At 30.9% G+C, this 24755-nt stretch carries 21 protein-coding genes; 19 read left to right on the forward strand and 2 right to left on the reverse strand.

The genetic code is table 11. The annotated features are described in order from the left end of the window. The first annotated feature begins 128 nt into the window (after positions 1-128). The 10 genes from C3E90_RS07665 (at position 129) to C3E90_RS07710 (ending at position 11901) form a co-directional block, all read left to right on the forward strand. Complete coding sequence (locus tag C3E90_RS07665; protein ID WP_236915060.1) at positions 129-2261, forward strand: adenosylcobalamin-dependent ribonucleoside-diphosphate reductase; 2133 nt, start codon at positions 129-131, stop codon at positions 2259-2261. A gap of 141 nt (positions 2262-2402) precedes the next feature. Continuing rightward, on the forward strand, positions 2403-3815 hold the full coding sequence (locus C3E90_RS07670; RefSeq protein WP_236915061.1) for a DNA methyltransferase: 1413 nt from the start codon (positions 2403-2405) through the stop codon (positions 3813-3815). After that, positions 3800-5263, forward strand: a complete 1464-nt coding sequence (locus C3E90_RS07675; protein ID WP_236915062.1) for an aminoacyl-histidine dipeptidase — start codon at positions 3800-3802, stop codon at positions 5261-5263. Before C3E90_RS07670 ends, C3E90_RS07675 begins: the two co-directional genes overlap by 16 nt. A gap of 80 nt (positions 5264-5343) precedes the next feature. Beyond that, the gene (locus C3E90_RS07680) at positions 5344-5730 is read left to right on the forward strand and encodes a DUF1292 domain-containing protein (RefSeq protein WP_236915063.1); all 387 of its coding nucleotides are present in this window, start codon (positions 5344-5346) and stop codon (positions 5728-5730) included. A 71-nt stretch (positions 5731-5801) separates the two neighbouring features. After that, entirely contained in the window at positions 5802-7103 is a 1302-nt protein-coding gene (locus C3E90_RS07685; protein WP_236915064.1) for a M18 family aminopeptidase, read from the forward strand. Positions 7104-7193: 90 nt separating this feature from the next. After that, positions 7194-8027 carry a Cof-type HAD-IIB family hydrolase gene (locus tag C3E90_RS07690; RefSeq protein ID WP_236915065.1) on the forward strand — a complete coding sequence of 278 codons (834 nt, stop codon included), beginning with the start codon at positions 7194-7196 and terminating at the stop codon, positions 8025-8027. Between the two features lie 44 nt (positions 8028-8071). Then, complete coding sequence (locus tag C3E90_RS07695) at positions 8072-8287, forward strand: bcp (RefSeq protein ID WP_236915066.1); 216 nt, start codon at positions 8072-8074, stop codon at positions 8285-8287. A gap of 41 nt (positions 8288-8328) precedes the next feature. Next, positions 8329-10446 carry a M1 family metallopeptidase gene (locus tag C3E90_RS13500; RefSeq protein ID WP_236915067.1) on the forward strand — a complete coding sequence of 706 codons (2118 nt, stop codon included), beginning with the start codon at positions 8329-8331 and terminating at the stop codon, positions 10444-10446. A gap of 14 nt (positions 10447-10460) precedes the next feature. After that, positions 10461-11420 (forward strand): TIGR01212 family radical SAM protein, encoded by a 960-nt coding sequence (locus C3E90_RS07705; protein WP_236915068.1) that lies wholly within the window; start codon positions 10461-10463, stop codon positions 11418-11420. A 55-nt stretch (positions 11421-11475) separates the two neighbouring features. Beyond that, positions 11476-11901 (forward strand): hypothetical protein, encoded by a 426-nt coding sequence (locus C3E90_RS07710; protein WP_236915069.1) that lies wholly within the window; start codon positions 11476-11478, stop codon positions 11899-11901. Between the two features lie 31 nt (positions 11902-11932). On the opposite strand, the gene C3E90_RS07715 is transcribed toward C3E90_RS07710, so the two are convergent. Beyond that, positions 11933-12115 carry a DUF1540 domain-containing protein gene (locus C3E90_RS07715; protein WP_236915070.1) on the reverse strand — a complete coding sequence of 61 codons (183 nt, stop codon included), beginning with the start codon at positions 12113-12115 and terminating at the stop codon, positions 11933-11935. A gap of 117 nt (positions 12116-12232) precedes the next feature. Between C3E90_RS07715 and C3E90_RS07720 the strand changes: the two genes are divergently transcribed. Both C3E90_RS07720 and C3E90_RS07725 read left to right on the forward strand, forming a co-directional pair. Then, positions 12233-12958: a pseudouridine synthase gene (locus C3E90_RS07720; protein ID WP_236915081.1), complete on the forward strand. Its 726-nt coding sequence runs from the start codon at positions 12233-12235 to the stop codon at positions 12956-12958. A gap of 41 nt (positions 12959-12999) precedes the next feature. After that, entirely contained in the window at positions 13000-13551 is a 552-nt protein-coding gene (locus tag C3E90_RS07725; protein WP_236915071.1) for a DUF6648 family protein, read from the forward strand. A 277-nt stretch (positions 13552-13828) separates the two neighbouring features. Here the strand turns inward: C3E90_RS07725 and C3E90_RS07730 are convergent, their stop codons facing one another. After that, positions 13829-14326, reverse strand: a complete 498-nt coding sequence (locus tag C3E90_RS07730; RefSeq protein ID WP_236915072.1) for an endolytic transglycosylase MltG — start codon at positions 14324-14326, stop codon at positions 13829-13831. Positions 14327-14430: 104 nt separating this feature from the next. Here C3E90_RS07730 and C3E90_RS07735 point away from each other — a divergent pair, with 104 nt between their 5' ends. The 7 genes from C3E90_RS07735 to C3E90_RS07765 all read left to right on the forward strand — a co-directional run bounded on the left by C3E90_RS07735 (position 14431) and on the right by C3E90_RS07765 (position 24611). Continuing rightward, positions 14431-15396, forward strand: a complete 966-nt coding sequence (locus tag C3E90_RS07735) for an RluA family pseudouridine synthase (protein ID WP_236915073.1) — start codon at positions 14431-14433, stop codon at positions 15394-15396. A 28-nt stretch (positions 15397-15424) separates the two neighbouring features. Next, the gene (locus C3E90_RS07740; protein WP_236915074.1) at positions 15425-17089 is read left to right on the forward strand and encodes a nucleoside kinase; all 1665 of its coding nucleotides are present in this window, start codon (positions 15425-15427) and stop codon (positions 17087-17089) included. A 15-nt stretch (positions 17090-17104) separates the two neighbouring features. Then, the gene (glsA, locus tag C3E90_RS07745; protein WP_236915075.1) at positions 17105-18022 is read left to right on the forward strand and encodes a glutaminase A; all 918 of its coding nucleotides are present in this window, start codon (positions 17105-17107) and stop codon (positions 18020-18022) included. Positions 18023-18083: 61 nt separating this feature from the next. Further along, positions 18084-19391 (forward strand): SH3 domain-containing protein, encoded by a 1308-nt coding sequence (locus tag C3E90_RS07750; RefSeq protein WP_236915076.1) that lies wholly within the window; start codon positions 18084-18086, stop codon positions 19389-19391. A 104-nt stretch (positions 19392-19495) separates the two neighbouring features. After that, complete coding sequence (locus C3E90_RS07755; protein WP_236915077.1) at positions 19496-20584, forward strand: dipeptide epimerase; 1089 nt, start codon at positions 19496-19498, stop codon at positions 20582-20584. Positions 20585-20595: 11 nt separating this feature from the next. Next, the gene (locus C3E90_RS07760; RefSeq protein ID WP_236915078.1) at positions 20596-22452 is read left to right on the forward strand and encodes a sigma-54 interaction domain-containing protein; all 1857 of its coding nucleotides are present in this window, start codon (positions 20596-20598) and stop codon (positions 22450-22452) included. 314 nt (positions 22453-22766) lie between these two features. After that, complete coding sequence (locus tag C3E90_RS07765) at positions 22767-24611, forward strand: peptide ABC transporter substrate-binding protein (protein WP_236915079.1); 1845 nt, start codon at positions 22767-22769, stop codon at positions 24609-24611. The last annotated feature ends 144 nt before the right edge of the window (positions 24612-24755 follow it).

Genomic DNA, 24755 nt, shown 5'->3' on the forward strand with positions numbered 1-24755 from the left:
TTCCATAAGACTAAAGGATTAAAATAAAAATAATTTCTTGCTTTTAGATTAGACATATGATAAATTGTGTATATATAGTATACCGAATATATTACATATACTATATATAGACACGAGGAGGGGGTTTTATGTTGAAGGTTGAAAAGAGAAATGGAATGATTGTTGATTTTGATGGAGATAAAATTGTAAATGCTATTAGTAAAGCTATGGCTGAGACGGAAGTAGGTATAGACGAGGAAATAGCAAAACAAATAGCAGACAAGGCTTATGAAACATTTAGTGATTTAGATGTGGTACACATTGAAAAAATACAAGATTTTGTTGAAATCCAATTGATGCAAATTAGACCAGATGTAGCAAAAAAATATATTTTATACAGAGATGAAAGGGCAAGGCTAAGAAAACATGGCTGGGTTATGACAGATCTTCAAAGAGATATATATGAGAAAAAGTATAGATTCCATAACGAAACCTTTGATGAGTTTTTAACTAGAGTAAGTGGAGGCAATAGTTTTATAAAAAAGGCTATTAAAGATAAAAAATTCATGCCTGCAGGCAGGATATTAGCAGGACGAGGTTTAGATAAGCATGGGAGAAAGATGACATTATCCAATTGTTATGTTATGCCTAAGGTAGAAGACAATATTGAATCCATATTTGATACAGCTAAATATATGGCAAGAACCTATTCTTATGGTGGTGGTGTAGGTTTAACCTTATCTAAGTTAAGGCCCAAGGGTGCAAAGGTTAATAATGCAGCTAGTACTACTACAGGGGCTGTTTCCTTTATGGACCTTTATTCTTTAGTCACTGGACTAATAGGAATGAGAGGAAGACGAGGAGCATTAATGCTTAATTTAGATTGTAATCATCCAGATATTGAAGATTTTATAGATGTGAAAAATGATTTAACCAAAGTTAAATATGCTAATATTTCTGTCAATATAACTGATGAGTTTATGGAAGCTGTAATAGATGATAGGGAATATGAACTATATTTTAAAGTAGAAGCTACTGGTGAAGAAATTAGAAAAACTATCAAAGCTAGAGATTTGTTTAGAAAATTGGCAAAAAACAACTGGAATATGGCAGAACCAGGAATGCTATTTACAAATAGAATAAATTCTTGGCATTTAATGAGCGAAGATGATACCTTCGAATTTGCAGGAGTAAATCCTTGTGCAGAAGAGACTTTACCAGCTTTTGGAAGCTGTAATCTGTCTTCTATTAATTTAAGTGAGTTTGTTAGAAATCCTTTCACAGAAAAAGCAGAATTTGAATTTGAAAGATTTGGAGAAATGGTAAGGGAAGGAGTTATCTTCTTAAATGAGGTATTAGATGAGAATATGAAACTACATCCTCTATTACAACAAAAGGACATGGCTAGAGAGTTGAGGCAAATTGGCCTAGGGATAATGGGTATTGCAGATATGTTTATTAAATTAGGTGTTAGATATGGTGATCAAGAATCAATAAACCTAATACATCAAATTGGTAAAGTTTTAGTAAATGAAGCTTTAAAACAATCTGCATTATTAGCAAAAGAACATGGACCATTTCCTAGGTATAGAGAAGAAGCTGTTTTAAAATCACCGTTTTTAGTATCAAACGCTAAGGATGATGTCATAGAAATTATTAAAAGATATGGACTTAGAAATAGTCAGCTATTAACTATACCTCCTACGGGAAGTATATCGACTTTAATTGGTTGTAGCAATGGATTGGAACCTATATTCCAAACATCCTATACCAGAAAATCTGAGTCTCTACACCATGAGGACACTTACTATAAGGTATTTACTCCTATAGTAAAGGAATATATGGATAGAAATGATATTACTAGAGAAGAAGATTTGCCAGATTTCTTTGTAACTACTTCTACCTTGAACTATAAGGATAGAATAAAAGTACAAGCTGCTTGGCAACAATATATAGATGCTAGCATTTCCTCAACAGTTAATGTACCTAATGAATTTACTGTGGAAGAAGTAGAAGAACTATATATATATGCATGGCAAAATGGATTAAAAGGGATTACAATTTATCGAGATGGATGTGCTAGAGAAGGAATACTAATTACAAATAAGAATAATTTATCTAACCAAGAAAAAATAGAAAAATTACAACGGGAATTAGATGAATTAGTATCTAAACAATTAAAAGAAGACCCAGATACTTGTCCAATGTGTGGGGGAAGATTAATCCATAGTGGTGGATGTTCTGAATGTCAAGATTGTGGATATAGTCCTTGTTCCATATAATCTGAATGAAACAAGTCATTCTGAAATTATATAAATACTATTACTAATATAGAGTTAGTAGAGTTTATTTCAGAGAGACTTGTTTTTTCTTTTCAATAACATGTATAATAGGGTTATAATATCATCAAGGGAGAGAATAATATGCAAATATTAGAGAAATTGCCCCTAATTATTGGTAATTGTAAAAGACAAGCGGAAGATATTATTAATAAACCCTATATTAATAATTTTATTCAAAAAGAAAAGATTATATCCTGTCCAAATAAAATAGAAGCTATCTGCAAAAAAAATTGGGTTAACCAATTTTATCAGGAAGATAATATAATGGTGATGAAAAAGCTTATAGAAGATGGATATAAAGAAAAGATAGATTTAATATACATAGATCCACCATTTTTAACTAAAACAAAATATAAGGGAAGAATTTTGCTCAATAATGGAGAAAGGGAAGATGTAATAGAATACTTTGCATACAATGACACATGGGAAAATGGATTACTTTCGTATCTTGAAATGCTATGTATAAGACTATTATTGATGAAAGAATTATTAAGTAATCAGGGTACTATCTATGTCCATTTAGATTATAGAACCGTCCACTATGTAAAGTTATTCATGGATCAAATATTTGGAGAAGAAAATTTTTTAAACGAAATTATTTGGGCATATAAATCTGGAGGAGCAAGCCCGAGAAACTATTCAAGAAAACATGATAACATTCTAGTATATACCAAAGGGAAAAACTACATATTTAACCCCCAACTGGAAAAGTCTTACAATAGGGATTTTAAACCCTATAGATTTAAAGGAGTTAAAGAGTATGAGGATGATATAGGTTGGTATACTTTAGTTAACTTAAAAGACGTATGGAAAATCGATATGGTAGGTAGAACGTCAAAAGAAAGGGTAGGCTATGATACACAGAAACCTGAAAAATTATTGGAAAGAATTATATTAACATCTTCTAATGAAGAATCCATTGTGGCAGATTTTTTTGCAGGCAGTGGTACAACAGGAGTGGTGGCAGAAAAATTTAATAGGAAATGGATAATGGCAGACTCTGGATCTTTATCTTCTATTACTATTAGTAAAAGGTTGATTGGAAATAAATCTTCACCATATTATATTTGCAAAACTTATAAAAATCATATTAAAGCAGGAAAATTATTAATAAAAGAAATAGAGATTAGAAAGAACAAAAAAGGTAGTAAAGAATTATATATGGAATTAGATAGATATGAATTAAGTTTAAACCAAATCCATATTAAAGATAAATATAAAAATAAAATTAAAACTATACTATCAAAAGAATCCTTATCCTTAATAGATTATATTGGCATAGATACCGACTACGATGGTAATACTCCTATTATCCATTGGCAATACTATAAAAATAAAGATGGTTTAAATATTCATTCAAATTTTAGTTTACAATTAAGAAATATTAAAAAGGGTCAAAAAATATATATAAAATATGTTGATATTTTTGGCCATGGAAATTCAAATCTATATGAAATAAGAGATGAAAGGGTGATTTTATGTCAAGAAGATTAGAAGGAATAAAACCTGAGAGAGTTTTTTATTATTTTGAGGAAATATCTAAAATACCTCGCTGTTCTTTTCATGAAGAGAAAATAAGCAATTTTTTAAAAGAATTTGGGAAGGAGCAGAAACTTGAAACCATTCAAGATGAGGCTTTAAATATTATTATAAAAAAACCTGGTACCTTTGATTATGAAAATAGTCCTACTGTCATTTTACAAGGACATATGGATATGGTATGTGAAAAGGAAGAAGATTCCAACCATGATTTTTCAAAGGATTTTCTTAAATTAAAGGTGGAAGGCGATTTTTTGGAGGCAGAAGGAACTACCCTTGGTGGAGATAATGGTATAGCAGTAGCTATGGCTTTAGCCTTGTTAGAATCAAAAGATATTCCCCATCCTCCCTTGGAAGTGGTTTTTACAACTAATGAAGAGTCGGGAATGGATGGCGTCAAGGCCCTAGACCCTAAACATATTAATGGCAGGATACTTATCAATATAGATTCAGAAGAGGAAGGAACTATATTAGTGAGCTGTGCAGGAGGAGAAAGGAATAAGGTAACAATTCCAATAGATTGGCAATCAATAGAATTAACAGAAGATAAGATAATATACTCCATAAAGATCTCTGGGTTACAAGGAGGTCACTCGGGAATGGAAATCCATAAGGGTAGAGGAAATGCTAACAAGATTATTGCAAGAATATTAGCTTTTGTTAAAGATGAGTGTAAATATGATTTAGTACATATTGAAGGAGGCTCAAAGACCAATGCAATACCTAGAAATGGAAAGGCAATTATTGTACTAGAAAGAGAAGATGAAAGTATATTTTTACAAGCCATTGAAGCATTAGAAAATGAAATACAGAAGGAATTGGCAAGTTCTGATTCTAACTTTAAACTTATTATAGAAAAAGTAGATAAAGAAGTAGATAAAGTATTTACTGAAGATAGTTTTAATAGAACAATAGCAGCTTTAACCTTAATCCCTACTGGTGTTCAGTCTATGAGCATGGATATGGAAGGATTGGTAGAAAGCTCTAATAATTTAGGGATTGTTAATACTTTAGATAAGGAAGTTACAATTGAATCAGCTATAAGAAGTTCCAAAGAAACATTGAAATCAAATATTAGTAAGCAGATAAAAACCGTAGCAGATATAGTCAATGGTAAATGGGAAAGCTATGGTTCCTATCCTGCTTGGGAGTATAGCAAGGATTCCCAAATAAGGGAGATATTTAAAAGGGTATATAAAACCCAATATGGAGAAGATATAGATGTAGCTGCTATTCATGCTGGGTTAGAATGTGGTATTTTTGCAGAGAAATTTCATGATATGGACATGATATCCTTTGGACCAGATATGTATGGAGTTCATACACCAGAAGAAAAACTAAGCATAGAATCCACTAAAAGAACTTACAATTTATTATTGAATGTATTAAAAGAAATAAAATAGTTTAAAATACTATATACTTTTATAATAATATAGGATATTATTAGCATATAATTAAATAATTCCTTGAAAGGAGAATTAATATGAATAAAAATCATGATGAAAACTGCAATTGTGATCATGATCACCAACACTGTGATTGTGACCATGACCATGAAATGGATGTAATCTATCTTACCCTTGATAATGACACAGAATTAGAGTGTAATGTTATTGGAATTTTTGAGGTAGATGATTATGAGTACATTGCATTGGTACCAGTAGATGATGACCAAGTACTACTATATAGATACGAAGAAAATGAAGAAGGCATAGATTTAATAAACATTGAGGATGAAGAAGAATTAGATATTGTGTCAGAAGCTTTTTATACATTATTTGTAGATGAAGGTTTTGATGAGGAAGAATATGAATACGATGATGATTTTTATGATGATCTTGATGATGACGAAGATAATGATGATGAATAATTTTTAATTTTGGAGTACTTCAACTATATAGTTGAAGTACTTTCTTTAGATACGTAAGAGAGGATGATTTTATGAAAAAAGAACAAAAATTTGCAAAAGATTTAATAGATTTTATTGATATAAGTCCTAGCTCTTTTCATGTAGTAAAGCAGGTAGAAGAAATCCTTAATAAAGCAGGATTTGAAAAAATTTCATTGAAAGACAAATGGGAATTAAAAAAGGAAGGTAAATACTATGTAATAAAAAATAATTCTGCAATAATAGGCTTTATAATAGGAAAAGGAGAAATTGAAAAGGATGGGTTTAAATTAATAGGGGCTCATACAGATGCACCAACCTTTAAAATTAAGCCAAGTCCAGAGATGACTGTTGAGGGCAAATATTTAAAATTTAATACAGAAGTCTATGGCGGTCCCTTATTAAATACTTGGTTTGATAGGCCACTATCTATAGCTGGAAGGGTTACCGTAAAAACTGACAATCCTTTTAAACCGAAAGAGCATTTGTTGGATATAGAAAAGCCAATAATGATTATTCCAAATTTGGCAATTCATATGAATAGAAAAGCAAATGAAGGAGTAAAGATAAATCCTCAGACAGACATTTTACCTTTAGTGTCAATGATAAATGATAAATTTGAAAAGGAAAATTTCCTATTAGAATTATTAGCTGAAAACCTTAATGTAAAAGTGAAGGATATTTTAGATTTTGAACTATTCCTATATGATACAGAAAAAGGGTCTTTAATTGGCCTTAATGAAGAGTTTATCTCAGTTGGAAGATTAGATGACTTAGCGATGGTCCATGCAGGTTTACATGGTCTAATAGAGAGTGAAGTAGGTAATGCTACCAATGTATTGGTGTGTTTTGATAATGAAGAAGTAGGTAGTACTACTAAACAGGGGGCTGCTAGTCCTATGCTTAGGACTATTTTGGATAGAATTATTATAGCTATGGATAAAGACAGAGAGGACTATTATAGAGCTTTGTCTAATTCATTCTTAATATCTGCAGACATGGCCCATGCTCTTCATCCAAATTATACTGAAAAACAAGACCCTACCAATAGACCAGTAATTAATGGGGGCCCGACTATAAAAATATCTGCAAGGCAGTCCTATACAACAGATAGTCTGTCATCAGCTATTTATGAAGGGATATGCAAATCCGTGGAAGTTCCAATTCAAAAATTTGTCAATAGATCTGATGAAAGAGGAGGCTCTACTATCGGGCCTATATCTTCAACTCAATTGGACATCCCTTCAGTAGATATAGGAAACCCTATACTTGCCATGCATTCTATAAGGGAATTAGGTGGCGTTCTAGATCACTATTATGTATATCAATCCTTCAAAGAGTTTTATAAAATATAGGTTCCTAGGAACCTATATTTTATTCTGCTTAATTAGGTTAGATTTTGGTATAATTAAACTAAGTACTGAAATAGAGGTGATAATGAAAATATGTTCAAATTAATTGCTATAGATTTAGATGGTACCTTACTTGATGATAAAAAAAACATACCAGAATATAATATTAAGATGGTAAAAAAATTGATTGATAAAGGGTATGAAGTAGTTATAGCAACAGGAAGAAGGTACTGGTCTGCTAAACAATTAGTTAAAAGTATAAATAGACCTATGGTTATATTGGCTAATAATGGAAATATAGTCAGGGATACCAAAGATGATGGAATAATAATTAAAAAATACTTAGATTTAAAGGATTTTAAGACTTTAGTAAAAGAAGGGAAAGAAAGAGGACTATACCCAATAATTCATGTAGATCAATTTAAAGATGGCATAGATCTTATTATTGAAATGGATAAAGCCCATGAAAAATATCATAATTATATAGCCCAATCTGAAGAAAGATACAAAAAGGTAGAAAATTATTTGGAAATCAAAGAAGATAATATACTAGCAGTAGTGTATGCAGGTGGTAAAGAGGAATTAGAAAGTTTCCATTTCGACATTAATGAAAGATATCCTAATAGATACAACTCCCACATAATGGAAAACATAGTAGTAGCAGAAGCTTTACTAGAGATAATGAACCCGTTAGGTTGCAAATGGTTAAGTTTATCCGAATATGCCAAAGAAAAAGGAATAGCTGAAAAGGAAATCATAGCAATTGGCGATGATAACAACGATGCCCAGATGATTAAGAATGCAGGATGTGGTATAGCAATGAAAAATGCTAGCGAAGGAGTAAAGGAAGTTGCCAATATTATCACCGAAAAGGATAATAATGAATCGGGAGTAGCTTTTGAACTTAAAAAAATACTGAACTTATAGGAGGATGAATATGTCAAAATACAAATTTACTTTAAAAGAAACTGATGGAAAGGATATTTCCCTTAAACGATCCAACGGAAGAGGTCCATAATCTATTTGAAGTGATGAAACTTAAAAAAATGCATGGAAGAGAATATATGGGAGTAGAGAGATCTACCTTTGTTTTTGATAAAAATGGGCATTTAGTGAAAGAATTTAGAAATGTTAAAGCCAAAGGCCATGCAGAGAAAGTGTTAGATTTTATTAAAAATGAATTGTAATCATAGAATTGCGGCTTTAATAAATGATTAGGAGGGATTTTGTGAGGAGAAAAAGTCGTTTATCCATTATGCTAGTGTTACTGATTTTATTAAGTAGTTTTCAACTAAGTTTTGCAGTAGATTTAGATAATATAACTAAGTACGATATGACCATTAGCTTGAATACTAAAGAACACATTTTAGAAGGTGTACAGAATGTAACTTTTGTAAACCACTATAATAATGATTTAGATGAAATAGTATTCCATTTATATCCTAATTCCTTTAAATCCTATGAAACCATGCCTGCTATTGGTGATATGTACTATCTAATGGATCAGGAGCAACCGGAGATGAGAGAAGAAGAAAAGGGTTATATAAATATCCATAAGGTACATATTAATAGAAAAGAAGTTGAATTTAAAGAAGATGAACAAATATTAAAAATACCCTTAGAAGAACCGTTGAAAAAAGGTGAAAAAATTAGTATAAGAATAAAATTTACATTAAAAGTTCCAGAAGGGTATCAACGTCTCCATCAAATGGAAGGAACCTATTCTTTGACTAATTGGTATCCTATATTATCCATTTATGATGAAAAAGTTAATAAATGGGATGAAAATCCTTATCACCCTATTGGAGAATCTAATTATAGTGATGTATCCGATTATAATGTTAAGCTTACAATCCCTAAAGAGATGGTAGTAGCACCTACTGGTACTATTGTAAAAGAAAAAGTATTTGGAGAAAACAAGACCCTAACTATACAAGGAGAAAAGGTTAGAGATTTTGTAATCCTCATGAGTCCTAATTATAAGGTAAAAACTAAAGAAGTAGATGGAATCAAGATTAGTAATTATTATATGAAGGATAAGGATTACCCTGTTGATAAAACAGCAGAGATAGTACTAGATGAAGTAGCAAAAGCAGTAAAATTATTAAATAATACCATAGGTAAATATCCCTATGATGAATTAAGAATCGCTGAAACCTATCTTTCCGGCGGAGCCATGGAATATCCTCAGGTAATCCAGATGGGTGGCTATCATGATTTATCTAATTTAAACATAGAAGAAAACGCACCTTTCATCATAGAGGCAGTAGTCCACGAAACTATTCACCAATGGTGGTATGTAGGAGTAGGAAATGATGAATTCAATGAACCCTTCTTAGATGAGTCTTTAACCGTATTTACCACTGCTTATTACTTTGAGAAGGAATACGATAAATACCATCGTAATGGAGTGATTTATAGCATAAGGACTAGAGTTTATCCATCAACTATTCTTTCGTTAAGCAGTAGTGTAGATAAATTTAACGATTGGGGAGACTACTCGCAAACTATTTATACAAGAGGTCCTGCATTTTTTGAAGATTTAAGACAAAGAGTTGGAGAAGAGAAGTTTATTGAAATCTTACAAGAGTATTATGATAGGTATCTATTTAAAAATGCAACTACAGAAGATTTACTGGATGTAATAGAAGAAATTGCAGGAAAAGAAATCAGAAAAATAATGGATAAAGCAGTTAATGAGCCCAATTATTTCCCGCAGAATATTCAATTATCTGAAGAAGAAAACAATATTTTTTATAGAAGGCAAGAAGAGCAAAGATTAACAGGTTATGAGAAAGCAAGGGGCTTAGTATTAGGTAGTATTGCCTTAAGAGGATTAGAAGGAGAAGAAATAATATTAGTAAAGCCAGATTATGTAAAAGATGGAGATTTGCAAGATATAGAGAGTTTAATAAATATGTTAACAAGTTCTTTAGAAATGCGATTAAATATTAAAATGAAGGTTGTAGAGGAAACTAAAATTACAGACAAAGAAAAGGAAGAGAATATAATAATAATTGGTTATCCTAAAAAAAATAGTCTTTTAAAAGAAATGACATCAAAACTACCTATAGATTTAAATTCCGATGAGCTCAATATAAATGGAGTATCCATTGAAAATAAAAATACATCTGGTATCTTTATATCGGAAAATCCAAACAATAATAAGAAAGTTTCTTTAATAATATTCTTAGACGAAAACAAGGCTAAGAAAGAACATACTATAACACCAGACGGATATATTTTAGATATGAATACAATATATAATTATAATCCATTGTATAATCCGGATATTCAATTTATAATTAATATAGGGGATATAGAAATCAGAGGAATGTACAAATAGAAAAGGTGAATTAAGTGGATATAACAGTATATAATGTTTATTCAAAATATTTAAGGGAAAAATTTGGTGAAAAAGTATATAAACTACCCATTAGTTTACCTCTTACCTGTCCCAACAGGGATGGGTGTGTAGGTACTGGTGGTTGTATCTATTGTGGGGAAGAAGGAGGTTCCTTTGAGAACCTGCCTAGTACCCTTTCTGTTAAGGAACAGGTGTTGAAGAATAGGGAGTATATCAGTAGAAGATATAAAGCCAAAAAGTTTATCTCTTACTTTCAAAGCTTTACCAATACCTATTTGCCTTTAGAGGATTTTGAAAAATATGTAGAAGAATCCATAGTAGATGGGGTGGTGGGTATATCCATATCCACAAGGCCTGATTGCATTAATGATGGATACTTGGAATATTTAGCATATATAAGAGATAAATATAATTTAGAAATAACCATAGAATTAGGGTTGCAGACTGTAAATTACCATACTCTTAGAAAGATTAACCGAGGTCATTCTTTAGCAGAGTTCATAGATGCGGTTATTAGAAATAAAAAATATGGAATTAGAACTTGTACCCATTTAATACTTAACCTTCCTTGGGATACTATGGAAGATGTTATAGAAAATGCAAAAATATTATCTGCATTAGGAGTTGATGAAGTGAAACTTCATGCACTCTACATTGTAGAGGGAACAGAGTTAGGTAGGATTTACAAAGAAGGAGAGATCAAATTAATATCAAAGGAAGAATATAAAGAAAGGGTAATTGCATTTTTAGAATATCTAGATGAAGAAATTGTAATTCAAAGAATTATTGGTAGAGCTCCTGAAGAAAATGCTTTATTTGTCAACTGGAACGAAAGCTGGTGGAAAATAAGGGATGAAATAGTGAGTGAAATGGAAGAGAAAAACACGAGGCAGGGTATTAGATGTAATTATTTAAATGGCAAAGCATTAAAATTAAAAAAAATAAAGGAATAATGAAAAAAATGTCGAATATATTAATGTGAGAATAATTAGAGAGGGGTCGATTAACATGGTCAAATTTATTGTTGGTCCAAAAGGTAGTGGTAAAACCAAGTGGCTAATTGAAAAAGCAAATGAAGAAAAGAAAAAAGGTAATGGAAACATTGTATTTATTGATGTAGACGACAATCATATATTTAGCCTTGATTATTCAGTAAGGCTTATAAATGCCATGGAGTTCAATATTAAAAATATAGAATCTTTCTATGGCTTTTTGTGTGGAATTATTGGGATGGATTATGATGTGGAAAAAATATATGTAGATGGAATATATAAAGCATTTTCGTTAAAAGCTGAAGAATTAGAAAAACTTAATGAAATGTTAAGTATTATAGGTGAAAAATTTAATACAGAATTCTATATTGGTTCAGATTTAAATATGAAGGAAATGCCAAAAAAATTACAAATAAATTGTATTGAATTAGAAGTAGATTAGGCAGGAATATTTCCTGCCTCTAACCTTTTTATCATTGCATAGAACCATTGTTTGGCCTAAAGGTAGCACAGTCTGTTTCTTCAGTGGAACTGGCATTTCTAGGTTGGATTTCTATCTTTGTTGCACCACAATGGTCACCTAGCACATGATAATGACAGGTGTTGACTACGCATTTAACCCCATGAAGTGGTTGATTGTTTTTTTCAATATGCATGGCAATCTCCTTTCATTTTATATATTTAAAAAATTGTTTTATGAGACATAATTATTTTGTGTTTTTTAAAAATATTTATTCTAATAAATATTTACTAAGGAGAATTTTATGAAAAAAATGGAAAGATTAGACAAGATTTTGTCTAATATGGGTTATGGAAGTAGAAAAGACATAAAAAAAATTATTAAAGAAGGCAGGGTAGTAGTAAACAATAAAATCATTGAAAAAAATGATTTTAAGGTGAACCCTTACAATGACAAAATAATTTTAGATGGAGAAGAGGTATTTTATACTAAATATATATATATTATGATGAATAAACCAAAAGGAGTAGTTTCATCAACTGAGGATCCTATCAATAGGACGGTTTTAGAATTATTAGAAGAACAACATTTGGTTTTTAACCCTTTTCCTGCAGGTCGATTAGATAAAGACACTGAAGGATTACTTATTTTAACTAATGATGGGAAACTAGCCCATGAATTGTTGTCACCTAAAAAAGGGGTAGATAAAACCTATTATGTTGAAGTAGAAGGATATGTTGAAGAAGAACATAAGATTAAATTCAATGAAGGAATTATATTAGATGATGGATACAAAACTTTACCTGCAAAGCTTGAAATAATCGAATCGAATTTTATTTCAAAGGTAGAGTTGACTATTCAGGAAGGTAAATTTCATCAGGTAAAAAGGATGTTTCAAGCTCTCCATATGGAAGTGGTCTACCTTAAAAGAATTTCTATGGGACCAATAAAATTGGATGAAAGATTGAAATTAGGAGAATATAGAGAGCTGAAGGAGGAGGAAATTAAATTATTAAAAGAAAAAAAACAAAAACTATGATATAATTTAATAAGAATTTATTTTTAGATAGGGTGTTATAATTGGCGCAGTTTAAAAGAAAGGGGATATTTGAAACATTTTTTGAAAATAGATCTTCCCTTATAATTCAATACACAAATGGGGACATTACGAAAAAGGAGTTTTTAGAGTATAATTTTGATTTTGTTCAAGAGATGAATATTAAGCCTTTTTCAAAAATAGATAGCTTTGAAAAGGGGATGTATAATTATCAGTATTATAATGTATTAGCAAAGTATTATACTATGTTAGCTAAGGATATAAGAAGGTCTGGAAAGCATAATAAATACTATATCTATTACAAGAACATGGGTAACGAATATTATCACCAAAAGGATAGAGCTACTCTTCATTTATTGAGGTTTTTAGAATTTGAAGACGTGGAAGCTTATTTTATCCAAGTTGAATCTAAGTTTTTGCAAGACAAATTATATGAGATTGTGCTTTTAGATTATAAAGAGGCCATATTTCACTCAAAAAGTTATTGGTTATTGGAAATTTTAAAAAAAGAAGGGGTCTTTATAGAAGGTAAGAAAAAATCTCTTATAGAGGATTATATTAACGAAAGATATTAAAATAGCAGCTAAAGGCTGCTATTTTTTAAAATTAATATATTAAATATTGGGAGGAGATTATAATGAAATTTATATGAAAGGAGGAACTAACAGGATTTGTGATGGAATATTTTCCAACCTAATTTAAATATAATATCTAATACATAAGCAGTTATGATGGTAACAAGAGTTATTGAAGGAAAGGATTTGCTAACTAGAAAGTTTACTACTAAAGGATAAAGACTATATAAATCTATAAAGGGATGATAGGTTATAGTTAAAACCCATCATCCCTAATTTATTTGGTTAGAATTTTTAATATTTCCTCTAAAGAGCTATTTTTTGCTATTTCAAACTCACCCGATTTCAATTTAGTTTCCACCTTTAGTTCTACAGCCTTTTCAACAAACTGATTTTTATCATCAATGAGCTCATTGGCTACTAAAATGTCGCCAATCTTAGCTGGTAATGAACCGGGGGGTATAGTTATTTTTACAACAGTCTTAGTATCGTCCTCATTAGTACCCTTATCTTCATTTTCATTTAAATTATTTTCTTGATTCTCATTTGAATCTATATTTTCTGGCTGGTCTTCTCCACCATTTGAAGTTGTGTTATCGCTATCTATTGTAGTTGGTGTTTTAGTAAATATGGTATCATCAGTAGCATCTTTAGCAAATAATCCACCTAACCTCCAATTGATAACCAAAACAACTACTACAATTACAACAACCATCATTATGTAATCTATACCATCATATAGGACATCTTTCAATCCTTCAAAAAAATTTTTCACAAAAGTCACCTCTTTAATAACATTGAAAAAGAGAATAAAGTTTTTAAAATATGATAATCTGTAATATAATTATAACATAAGATTAAAGAAAAGGTGAGGAAATTTTGAAAGAGGTAATTATTAACAAAAATGACAGTGACCAAAGGCTAGATAGGTTTTTAAGAAAATATCTGCCAAAAGCACCAAAAAACTTTATTTATAAGATGATACGAAAAAAGAATATTAAACTAAATGATAAAAAAGCTAACCCCGATGCCATAATACTTGAAGGAGATACTATACAATTATACTTAGCTGATGAAACCATAGAGAAATTTAGGGATCAAGCTAAAATCAGAAGAAACCATTTAATCCCTAATATCATCTATGAAGATGAAAATATAATTTTAATAAACAAACCCGTAGGGATATTATCCCATTCTGCAAATAAGGAGTATGGTAATAATATAGTGGATAGTATGGTCCATTATCTATATGAGAAGGGAGAATATAATCCAAGGGTTGAAAAAACATTTACCCCAGCTATTTGTAATCGATTAGATAGGAATACCAGTGGAATTATCATTGGAGCAAAAAACTCTTTATCCTTAAGAGAAATCAATAATTCAATTAAAAAAAGGAATATCAATAAATACTATAAGACCATAGTCGAAGGAGTAATAAATAAAGACATGGTAATAGAAGGATTTTTATCTAAGGATGGAGAATTAAATAAGGTAGAAATAACGGATAAAGGAAAAGTTGAATCTAAAAAAATATGGACTGGCATAAAAGTATTAGATACATCTTCTCAATACAGTTTATTGGAGATAGAATTAATAACAGGAAGAACCCACCAAATTAGAGCCCATTTAGCTTCCATTGGTCATCCACTAATTGGAGATGTAAAGTATGGTAATAAAAACACAAATAAATATTTCAGAGATAAATATGATTTACAGAGCCAATTTCTTCATGGCTATAAAATAAAATTTAAAAAACTAAATGAATATTTGGGCTATTTAAATGAGAAAGAGTTTATAGCAAAAGCAAATGAGAAATTTTTAAAAATAGAAAAAGAACTGTTTTAATAGTTATAAGAACTGGAGGTCAAATAATATGAATAATAAAATGAGAGTATATGTAGAAGGAATAGGAGAAGTCTTAACAGAGGAAGGTACAAAGTTAGAGGATTTATCCAAGAAAATATATGGCAAAGATTACAAAAGATATCTTGGAGCAAGGATTAACAATGAAATCTACCATTTGGGTAAAAACATTCAGAATAATATGTCAATAAGATTCTTGTCATTAAAAGATGAAGACGGATATAAAATTTATACAAGGACTATTTCTGCTATTCTAATTATGGCTTGTAAAGAAATATTTCCTAAATGTACTGTAACAATTGAACATTTTATAGGGGAAGGTCTTTATGCTGAATTAGAGGGAGGAAAATCCATCAGTTTCAGTGAGATAGAAAAGATAAAAGCCAAGATGAAGGATATTATTAAAAAGGATATACCAATTATTAGGGAAAAGGTACCGGCAGAAGAAGGGATATCCCTATTCAAAGAACAAGGCTATGAAGATAAGGTAAGACTTTATAATACATTAGATTATGAGTTAATACAAACCTATAAAATCGGAGACCATATTGATGGATTTCATGGATATTTGGCACCTTCTACCGGTTATATAAATGTATTTGATTTAAAATATTATTACCCAGGGGCTATAATACTCTTTCCTACAACGGATAGTGTAGATCAGTTACCGGAATTCAAAGAACAGAAAAAATTAGCAAAGGTATTTAAAGAGGCTAATGAATGGGCTAATATATTAGATTTAGGTTATGTAGGTTCTTTAAATGAGAAAGTACATAATGGAGATATTGGTGAAGTTATTAGAATATCTGAAGCATTTCACGAAAAGAAGATTGGACACATAGCTGATGAAATATGTAAAGATGATGATATAAATATAATCTTAATAGCTGGACCGTCTTCTTCAGGCAAAACTACCTTTGCCCAAAGGTTGGCAGTTCACCTAAAAGTAAATGGGAAGAGGCCTATTGCAATATCCGTAGATGATTACTTTGTTGATAGAGAAAAGACTCCCATAAACGAAAAAGGGGAATACGATTTCGAATCCATTGAAGCTATAGATTTAGAAAGGTTAAATGAAGATTTAGTTAAGCTTCTAGAAGGGGAGGAGATAGAATTACCTAAATATAATTTTCTAACTGGTAAAAGTGAAAAATCAGGGATAAAGATTAAAGTGGATAAAGATCATCCTATTATAGTTGAAGGTATCCATGGATTAAATCCTAGATTAACCACTCATATTCCAGAAAAAAACAAATTTAAAATTTATATTTCTGCCTTAACCCAATTAAATATAGATGCTCATAACCGGATTTCTACAACAGATACAAGGCTTATTAGAAGAATGGTGAGGGATAATAAATTTAGAGGAAATGATATATTTAGAACCTTTGAATTGTGGCAAGGCGTAACAAAAGGCGAAGAGCAAAATATTTTTCCATTTCAGGAAGAAGCAGATATTATGTTTGATTCTGCTTTAGTTTATGAGTTATCAGTGCTTAAAGAACATGCAGTACCTCTTCTAGAAAAGGTGGACAATACTAGCATCTATTATTCTGAATGTAAAAGGTTATTAAAATTTTTGAGATACTTCATTAGCATAGAAGATGAAAATATTATTCCACCTAATTCAATATTAAGGGAATTTATTGGTGGGGCAGATATTAATGTCCATTAATATGGGGGGATTTAAATGAAAGAATTACTAGATAAATTGATTGTAAAGAACAAGGCTTTAACTGAATATGGTCAAGTAGCTAATTATATACCCTTATTAGGAGAAGCAGATTCTAGGGATTTAGGGATTTCTGTTATTGATGATTTTGGGAATATCTATTCTAGTGGTATTTATGATAAAAAATTTACAATCCAAAGCATATCCAAGGTTATAGCTCTAATGTTGGCAATAATGGACAATGGAGAAGAAGAGGTTTTTAAAAAGGTAGGTATGGAATCTACAGATGAACCTTTTAATTCCTTTTATAAATTAGATCTACCCCACGGAGATAAACCTGCCAATCCAATGATTAATTCAGGAGCTATAGTAACTACCTCATTAATAAAGGGTGAAGGAGAAGAAAAACTTAATAGGTTATTAGAAATCTTACGAAAGATAACCTTGAATAGTACCATTAACTATAATAAAGAAGTTTTTTTATCTGAGAAATCCACAGGTGATAAAAACAGAGCCATAGCTTATCTTTTAAAAAACAAAGGTCTAATAGAAGGAGAGGTGGAAGATGTATTAGATACCTATTTTAAACAGTGTTCCATAGAGATGGATTGTCAAGATATAGCTAAAATAGGTATATTCATTGCTAATAAAGGAAGGGTTATAAATACAAGTAAAAAACTATTAGATAGTAAAACGATTTCTACTTTAACTGCAATAATGACCACTTGTGGCATGTATGACTTTAGTGGAGAATATGCTATTAAAGTAGGTATTCCTTCAAAGAGTGGAGTAGCAGGAGGTATTTTAGCATTAGTACCCAATAGGTATGGGATAGGAGTCTATGGGCCAGCTTTAGACAAACATGGGAACTCTATAGCAGGATATGGTATATTGAAAGATTTGTCTAATGAATTAAGCCTTAGTATATTTTTGTAATTAGTAAATTAATTTTACTATGCTAAATAAAAGGGAGATCTTTTGTTCTGGGGGGAGAAGGGTGAAAGAGAAAAATAAAATTATAACAATCATCCTATTGTTAGTGTTGTCCATATTATTTTATAGATTAGAAAAAATTATTAACAAAGAAAAAGAAGGGTTACAAGCAGAAGAGAAATCAATATTTTATACCATAGAGGATTCGGAATTTTGGATAGACAAATTAGAGGACAAAGATTTGTTACTTATGGACCAATTTGAGATAGAGCAGTTTAACATAGAAAACTTCACAAAATTTGATTTCCTAATGGAATTAAAGGACCATGAGCCAAATATGAAAAAGATGGAGTTAGAAAAGTTAATAGAAAATACTAGTAAAGTACCTAATGAATTTAGATATGATAGAGAAGGAAATATTACCAATGAAGATTATTTCAAAAAACTCATTTCAAATTTTAATCTAGAATCCATTCCTGAGAATGTATCTGTAAATTATGGAGTAACAATAAACAGAACCATGATAAGAACCTTTCCTACTTTTGAACCTTCCTACAAGGAAAAAGATGATATTCATTTTGATAGATTTATGGAAACTGCTATTTACCCTTGGGAGCCTTTAGTTATATACTCTGAAAGTAAAGATGGGGAATGGTATTTTGGTAGAATGTATAATTATTTAGGTTGGATACCTAAAGAAGATGTAGCTATTGGAGAAAAAGATGAAATCTTTGGTTATATAAATAGGGAACCTTTTTTAGTTGTTATAGATAAGCAGATATATGTAGATGATTTGCTTTTAGATATGGGAGTTAGAGTTCCATTGATGGAAGAAAAAGATGGTAGCTACATAATATTATTGCCTACCAAAGGACAAAAGGGAAAATTGGAAGTGGTTGATAAAGAGGTTTATATTTTAGAGGTTTTTAACAAAGGATATCTACCATATACCAAAGAAAATATAATTAAACAAGGATTTAAATTCTATGGAGAAGAATATGGCTGGGGCGGAATGAATAATAAAAGGGATTGTTCTGCTTTTATTTTGGATATTTATAGAGCTTTTGGATTGAAACTTCCCAGAAATTCTACAGAACAGGGGATGGGTTCAATTGGGAAAATATACGGTAAAGATAAGATGCCACCAGCTAGTGTATTGTATATGCCTGGACATACCATGTTATATTTAGGGCAACATGAAGGAATAGATTATATATTACATCAATTTGCTGGCTACTTTGAAGAAGGTGAAGAAGGTCTAAATTATGTAGATATGATGAAAACTGCTGTAACCCCTTTAACTATTAAAACATCCTCTGGTAAGACTTATATGGAAATGATAAGCATATGTAAAGAATTTGTCATAGATTAATCTGTAATAATTGTTGACCTTGTAAGATTTTAACATTATACTAAGATAAAATGATTCATAGTAGTAAATATTTAATAATATATTGTAAAAGGTGGGAACTTACTATGAAAATTAATGACGTACAAGTAGGAGAAATTCAAATTCCTTTAAAAAAGCCTTTTAAAACCGCTTTAAGAGAAGTAAGAGTATTACAAAATGTAGTGGTTAAAATTTCAACGGATACAGGTCATATAGGGTATGGGGAAGCTGCAATTACTCCTGTAATAACAGGGGATATTAAGGGTTCCATTAAAGGAGCTATATTGGAGCATATTGGATTAAAACTAATAGGTAAGCCAATAGATGAATTTGAGGATTTGATGGAAACTCTACATAATTCTTTAGTCAACAATCCAAGCCCAAAAGCAGCGGTAGATATGGCTCTATATGATCTCTATGGGCAACTGTATAATATTCCAGTATTTAAACTTCTAGGTGGATATAGGAATGAAATAATTACAGATATAACCATAAGCGTGAATGAACCTGAGGAGATGGTTCAAGATAGCATTAATGCTGTAGAAAAGGGTTATAAAACCTTAAAGATAAAGGTAGGGAAGGATTGGAAGAAGGATTTAGAAAGGTTAAAAGCTATTAGAAAGGCTGTAGGATATGATATTAAAATTAGAGCTGATGCCAATCAAGGTTGGCGTCCCAAAGAAGCTGTAATGGTCATAAGAAAGATGGAAGATTTGGGGTTGGATATGGAACTTATAGAACAACCAGTGAAAGCTTATGACATAGATGGATTAAAATTTGTAACTCAAAATGTAATCACACCTATTCTTGCTGATGAAAGCTGTTTCTCACCTTTGGATGCAATAAATATTATTCAAAATAAAGCTGCAGATATGGTCAATATTAAACTTATGAAAACAGGTGGAATATATAATGCTTTGAAGATTTGTAGTATTGCAGAAACCTTTGGGATTGAGTGCATGCTTGGATGTATGTTGGAAAGTAAAATTGGATTAACAGCTGCTTCTCATTTGGCAGGAGGGAAAAAAGCCATTTCAAAGTTTGACTTAGATAGCCCTAATCTGTTGTCTCAAGACCCTATAACTGGTGGAGCTGAATATGATGAATATAGGATAAACTTGCTGGATAAGCCAGGTTTAGGCTTTGACCATATAGAAAATGTTATTTATGATTAAAGGGTGATAAAATGCTTTTTAATTCAGAAGAATATGTAAAGATGTTTACAGATATGATGTCTGAGGGTTTTATAGTTATAGATAGCAATGGGAAAATTCAAATATATAATAATAAAGCTAAAGAGATATTTGGTATAGTCTATAATCAACAAATAAGTCACGACCATGGGAAATTAAACAAAGGTGATATTGTTATCATTGGTGATAATTCATTGGGAAGAGATGATGGGAATTTAAATAGTAAATCATTAGAGTGCTTAGGAATAGAGGATGAGAACATAGGAGAAGGGGATGGTATATTAGCCATCGGTGTTTTTCAGGAGAAAGGAGTCCCACCCATATATAAGTATTTAAAATCCGATAATATGGAAGATACTTTAAAATTAAAAACTAATTATTTAGGCTTAGACTTAGGAGCAATAATAGATTTTGTAAACAAGATAATAACCATAGAAATTGATGATGAAAAGTATTCAATGGGATATATAAATGCCATTGGACATATGGTGATTTTAGATGGTAAAACTAAAAAAATGAAATTCTATCAAGCTCAAGGGTATACAGCTAGAGGTGAAAGCATAAATGATTTATTTAAAGGCTATGAATATAGATCTAAAGGAGAGAACTCTAATATACTAAATGCAATTGGTAAGGATATATTTGAAATCCATAAAGGAAGTTCAACCATAAAGGAACTCTACAAAGTTGCAAAAGGAGAGAATATTAGATATATAGATGAGTTTAAAGAGATAAATGGAATTCCTACCATGTGTACTTTTATTCCTGTAGACAAAGATGGTGTGAGAATAGGTGCCGCTTTAAAAGTAGAAGATATTTCTGAAATAAAACTTATAATTAGGGAAAGAGATAAAGCATTACTGGATTTAGAAAAGATAGAGAGAGAGTTAGAAGAAGGGAAAATTTTCGAAAAGGCTTTTCCTGATATTATTGGAGAAAGTAAAGAGATTAATCATGTTAAAAGACTAGCTTTAAAGGCTACTAGAACCAATTCTACTGTATTGATATTAGGTGAAAGTGGTACTGGTAAAACAATACTAGCTAAAGCAATTCATGAAAAAAGTAGATTTAAAGACAAACCCTTTATTCATGTAAACTGTGGAGCTATTCCAACTACACTATTGGAATCGGAATTATTTGGATACGAAAAAGGAGCTTTTACTGGTGCTAGAAAAGAGGGGAAAATAGGTTTTTTTGAATTGGCAAATGGTGGGACTATATTTTTAGATGAATTAGGAGAGATACCATTAAATTTGCAAGTAAAATTACTTCAAGTACTTCAAGAAAAGAGCTTTTATAGGGTTGGAGGAACAGATAAGATTGATGTAAGTTTAAGAATAATTGCAGCAACTAATAAAAACTTGGAAGAAGAAATATTAGAAGGAAGGTTCAGAGAAGATTTATATTATAGAATCAACGTCTTTCCAATTTGGATACCTCCATTGAGAGAAAGGATAGAAGATATCTATGCTTTAGTGGATATATTACTACCTAAGATATGCAAAGAAATTGGAATAGAGACTAAGAGGATATCAGCAGAAGCCCTTAACCTATTAACTAGATATAATTGGCCTGGTAATGTTAGGGAATTAGAAAATATATTGGAAAGAGCAGTTAACTTGTCAGAAAATAGTACAATTTTATCTAAACATATTACATTGGATTTAAAAGAGGAAAAATCCAACATTAAAAATATAATTTCTTTAAAAGAATCTGTGAGTATTTGCGAGAAAAACACAATTAAAAGAGCATTGAACTTTTATGAAGGAAATAAAAAGAAAGCAATGGAAGCTCTAGGAATCAGCAAGACATCATTTTATGAAAAATTAAAAAGATACGATATAGACTAGAATCAATCCTTATAATGGGAATCTTTCCTGTTATAAGGAAAATATTAAGAAGGGCTATTTCTAATAGAAATTCAAGATGAAGGAAGGTCAAAAAGCTATTCCATAGTCCCAATTTTCGGAATATTGAAATTAGTCAAAACAGTAGGAAAAAGTATAATTAAACATTGTAGGAGAAAATTAGGATAAATGGAAATGTGGCATGCATTTTGCCATAAATAATATATAGGGATTTTTTATATTAGATTAAGGGGAAGGAGGGAATATATTATAGATTTTGTTTCCTATTACTATGAATATTTTAGAGGAGGGAAATTATGAAAAGATTAATAGCTCTAACTATGGCGTTGTTAATAATTATAACAGGTTGCTCATCCGGGGGGAAGAAAACTTCAGGAGATAATGTAGCTGCAGTACAAGAATATAGGACAGTATATTCTGGAGAAATTACTACATTGAATTATTTAGTTACATCTACTACCAGTGAATTTGCCATAGCTGCAAACTTAGTAGATACTTTAATTGATTATGACAGGTATGGGGTAGTACAACCAGGACTTGCTACCGAGTGGAATCTATCTGATGACAATTTAGTTTGGACTTTTAAGTTAAGAGAAGGAGTTAAATGGTTTACCCATGATGGAGAAGAATATGCAGAAGTTATAGCTCAGGATTTTGTCGATGCTATGAAATATATATTAAACCCAGCCAATGAATCTAAAACAGCCAATATAGCTTATAGCGTTATAAAGAATGCGGAAGAATATTATAATGGAGAGATAACAGATTTTGAACAAGTAGGAGTAAAAGCTTTAGACGAATATACTCTAGAATATACCCTAAAAAATCCTACACCATATTTCGTATCAATGCTTACCTATGTATGTTTCTTCCCTGCTAACGGACAGTTCTTAGAAGAAGTAGGAGATAAATTTGGTACGGATAATATTAATTTCCTATACAATGGAGCCTATATAATGGAAACTTTCGAACCTCAAAATAGAAGGGTTCTTGTTGCTAATGATAAGTATTGGGATAAAGACAATATACACATTAGAAAATTAGTCCATACTTACAATAAGGAAGCTGGTACTTTAGCACCAGAATTATTCCTAAGGGGAGAAATAGATTATGCCGCAATTTCTTCAGATATATTAGATGAATGGATGAAAGATCCTGAAAAAGAAGTTCAAATACGGCCTAACAGAACAAGCTTCTATTCCTATTTTTACTGTTTAAACTTTGACCCTCAATTCCCAGAAGAATATGAACCAGATAATTGGAAAATAGTAGTTAACAATAAAAATTTCCGTAAATCTTTATTCCATGCATTGGATAGAAAAGCAGCTATGCTAACTGCAGAGCCCTATGATCCAGAAAAGAGAATTAGCAATACAGTAACTCCAAAGAATTTCGTGGATCTAGATGGTGTTGATTATACCCAATTAGGTAGTTTAGCTGAATTTACAAACAATGATTCCTTTGATAAGGATTTAGCTTTAGAATACAAGGAAAAAGCTTTAACTGAACTAGAAGGTAAAGCAACATTCCCAGTTAAGGTGTTAATGCCTTATAATACTGGTTCAAGTGAATGGGCCAATAGAGCTCAAGTAGTTGAACAGCAAATGGAAAACTTACTAGGAACAGATTATATAGATATAATAATAGATCCTAAGCCACCTACTGGTTTCTTACAAGAAGTTAGAAGGTCTGGAAACTATGCATTCTTAGAATGTAACTGGGGCCCAGATTATGCTGACCCTGAAACTTACACAGATTCTTTCAGCCCTGATGGCACTTACAACTGGCCACATTTAGCAGAAGGCTATAAGGAGTCAAACGGTAAGAATACCTATGAAAACATGGTAAATGAAGCAAAAGCTGAGGTAGTCGACATAGAAAATCGATATAAGCTATTTGCAGAAGCAGAAGCATTTTTCATAGGAGAAGCCTTTATAATTCCATATGCTGTTGGTGGAGGAGGCTATTCTGCTTCTAGGTTGAATCCATTTGAATCCTTATATTCACCATTTGGCGTATCAGCTGAAAGGTTTAAAGGGCAAAAGGTAATGGAAAAGCCAATGAATTCAGAAGAATATACAGAAGCCTTAGAAAGATGGGAAAAAGAAAGAGCAGAGGCTCTAAAGAAAGCAGCCAAATAACAATGGGCAGTTGACAATTTTGTAGAGGCGGCCTTTGGCCGCCTAAACAACTAGGAAGGAGGGGGAGCATGTTAAAGTATTCACTTAAAAGGTTATTTCAATCTTTAATAACATTATTTATTGTAATAACGGTAGTATTTCTTC

The organism is Clostridium sp. Cult2, from assembly GCF_021655075.1.
In the GTDB taxonomy this organism is placed as follows: Bacteria; Bacillota; Clostridia; order Tissierellales; family Tepidimicrobiaceae; genus Schnuerera.

Excerpts from the sequence above, each read along its gene's own strand:
- C3E90_RS07665 (WP_236915060.1), top strand. The coding sequence starts at position 129 with ATGTTGAAGGTTGAAAAGAGAAATGGAATGATTGTTGATTTTGATGGA.
- C3E90_RS07670 (WP_236915061.1), top strand. The coding sequence starts at position 2,403 with ATGCAAATATTAGAGAAATTGCCCCTAATTATTGGTAATTGTAAAAGA.
- C3E90_RS07675 (WP_236915062.1), top strand. The coding sequence starts at position 3,800 with ATGTCAAGAAGATTAGAAGGAATAAAACCTGAGAGAGTTTTTTATTAT.
- C3E90_RS07680 (WP_236915063.1), top strand. The coding sequence starts at position 5,344 with ATGAATAAAAATCATGATGAAAACTGCAATTGTGATCATGATCACCAA.
- C3E90_RS07685 (WP_236915064.1), top strand. The coding sequence starts at position 5,802 with ATGAAAAAAGAACAAAAATTTGCAAAAGATTTAATAGATTTTATTGAT.
- C3E90_RS07690 (WP_236915065.1), top strand. The coding sequence starts at position 7,194 with ATGTTCAAATTAATTGCTATAGATTTAGATGGTACCTTACTTGATGAT.
- C3E90_RS07695 (WP_236915066.1), top strand. The coding sequence starts at position 8,072 with ATGGAAAGGATATTTCCCTTAAACGATCCAACGGAAGAGGTCCATAAT.
- C3E90_RS07710 (WP_236915069.1), top strand. The coding sequence starts at position 11,476 with ATGGTCAAATTTATTGTTGGTCCAAAAGGTAGTGGTAAAACCAAGTGG.
- C3E90_RS07715 (WP_236915070.1), bottom strand. The coding sequence starts at position 12,115 with ATGCATATTGAAAAAAACAATCAACCACTTCATGGGGTTAAATGCGTA.
- C3E90_RS07720 (WP_236915081.1), top strand. The coding sequence starts at position 12,233 with ATGGAAAGATTAGACAAGATTTTGTCTAATATGGGTTATGGAAGTAGA.
- C3E90_RS07740 (WP_236915074.1), top strand. The coding sequence starts at position 15,425 with ATGAATAATAAAATGAGAGTATATGTAGAAGGAATAGGAGAAGTCTTA.
- glsA (WP_236915075.1), top strand. The coding sequence starts at position 17,105 with ATGAAAGAATTACTAGATAAATTGATTGTAAAGAACAAGGCTTTAACT.
- C3E90_RS07755 (WP_236915077.1), top strand. The coding sequence starts at position 19,496 with ATGAAAATTAATGACGTACAAGTAGGAGAAATTCAAATTCCTTTAAAA.
- C3E90_RS07760 (WP_236915078.1), top strand. The coding sequence starts at position 20,596 with ATGCTTTTTAATTCAGAAGAATATGTAAAGATGTTTACAGATATGATG.
- C3E90_RS07765 (WP_236915079.1), top strand. The coding sequence starts at position 22,767 with ATGAAAAGATTAATAGCTCTAACTATGGCGTTGTTAATAATTATAACA.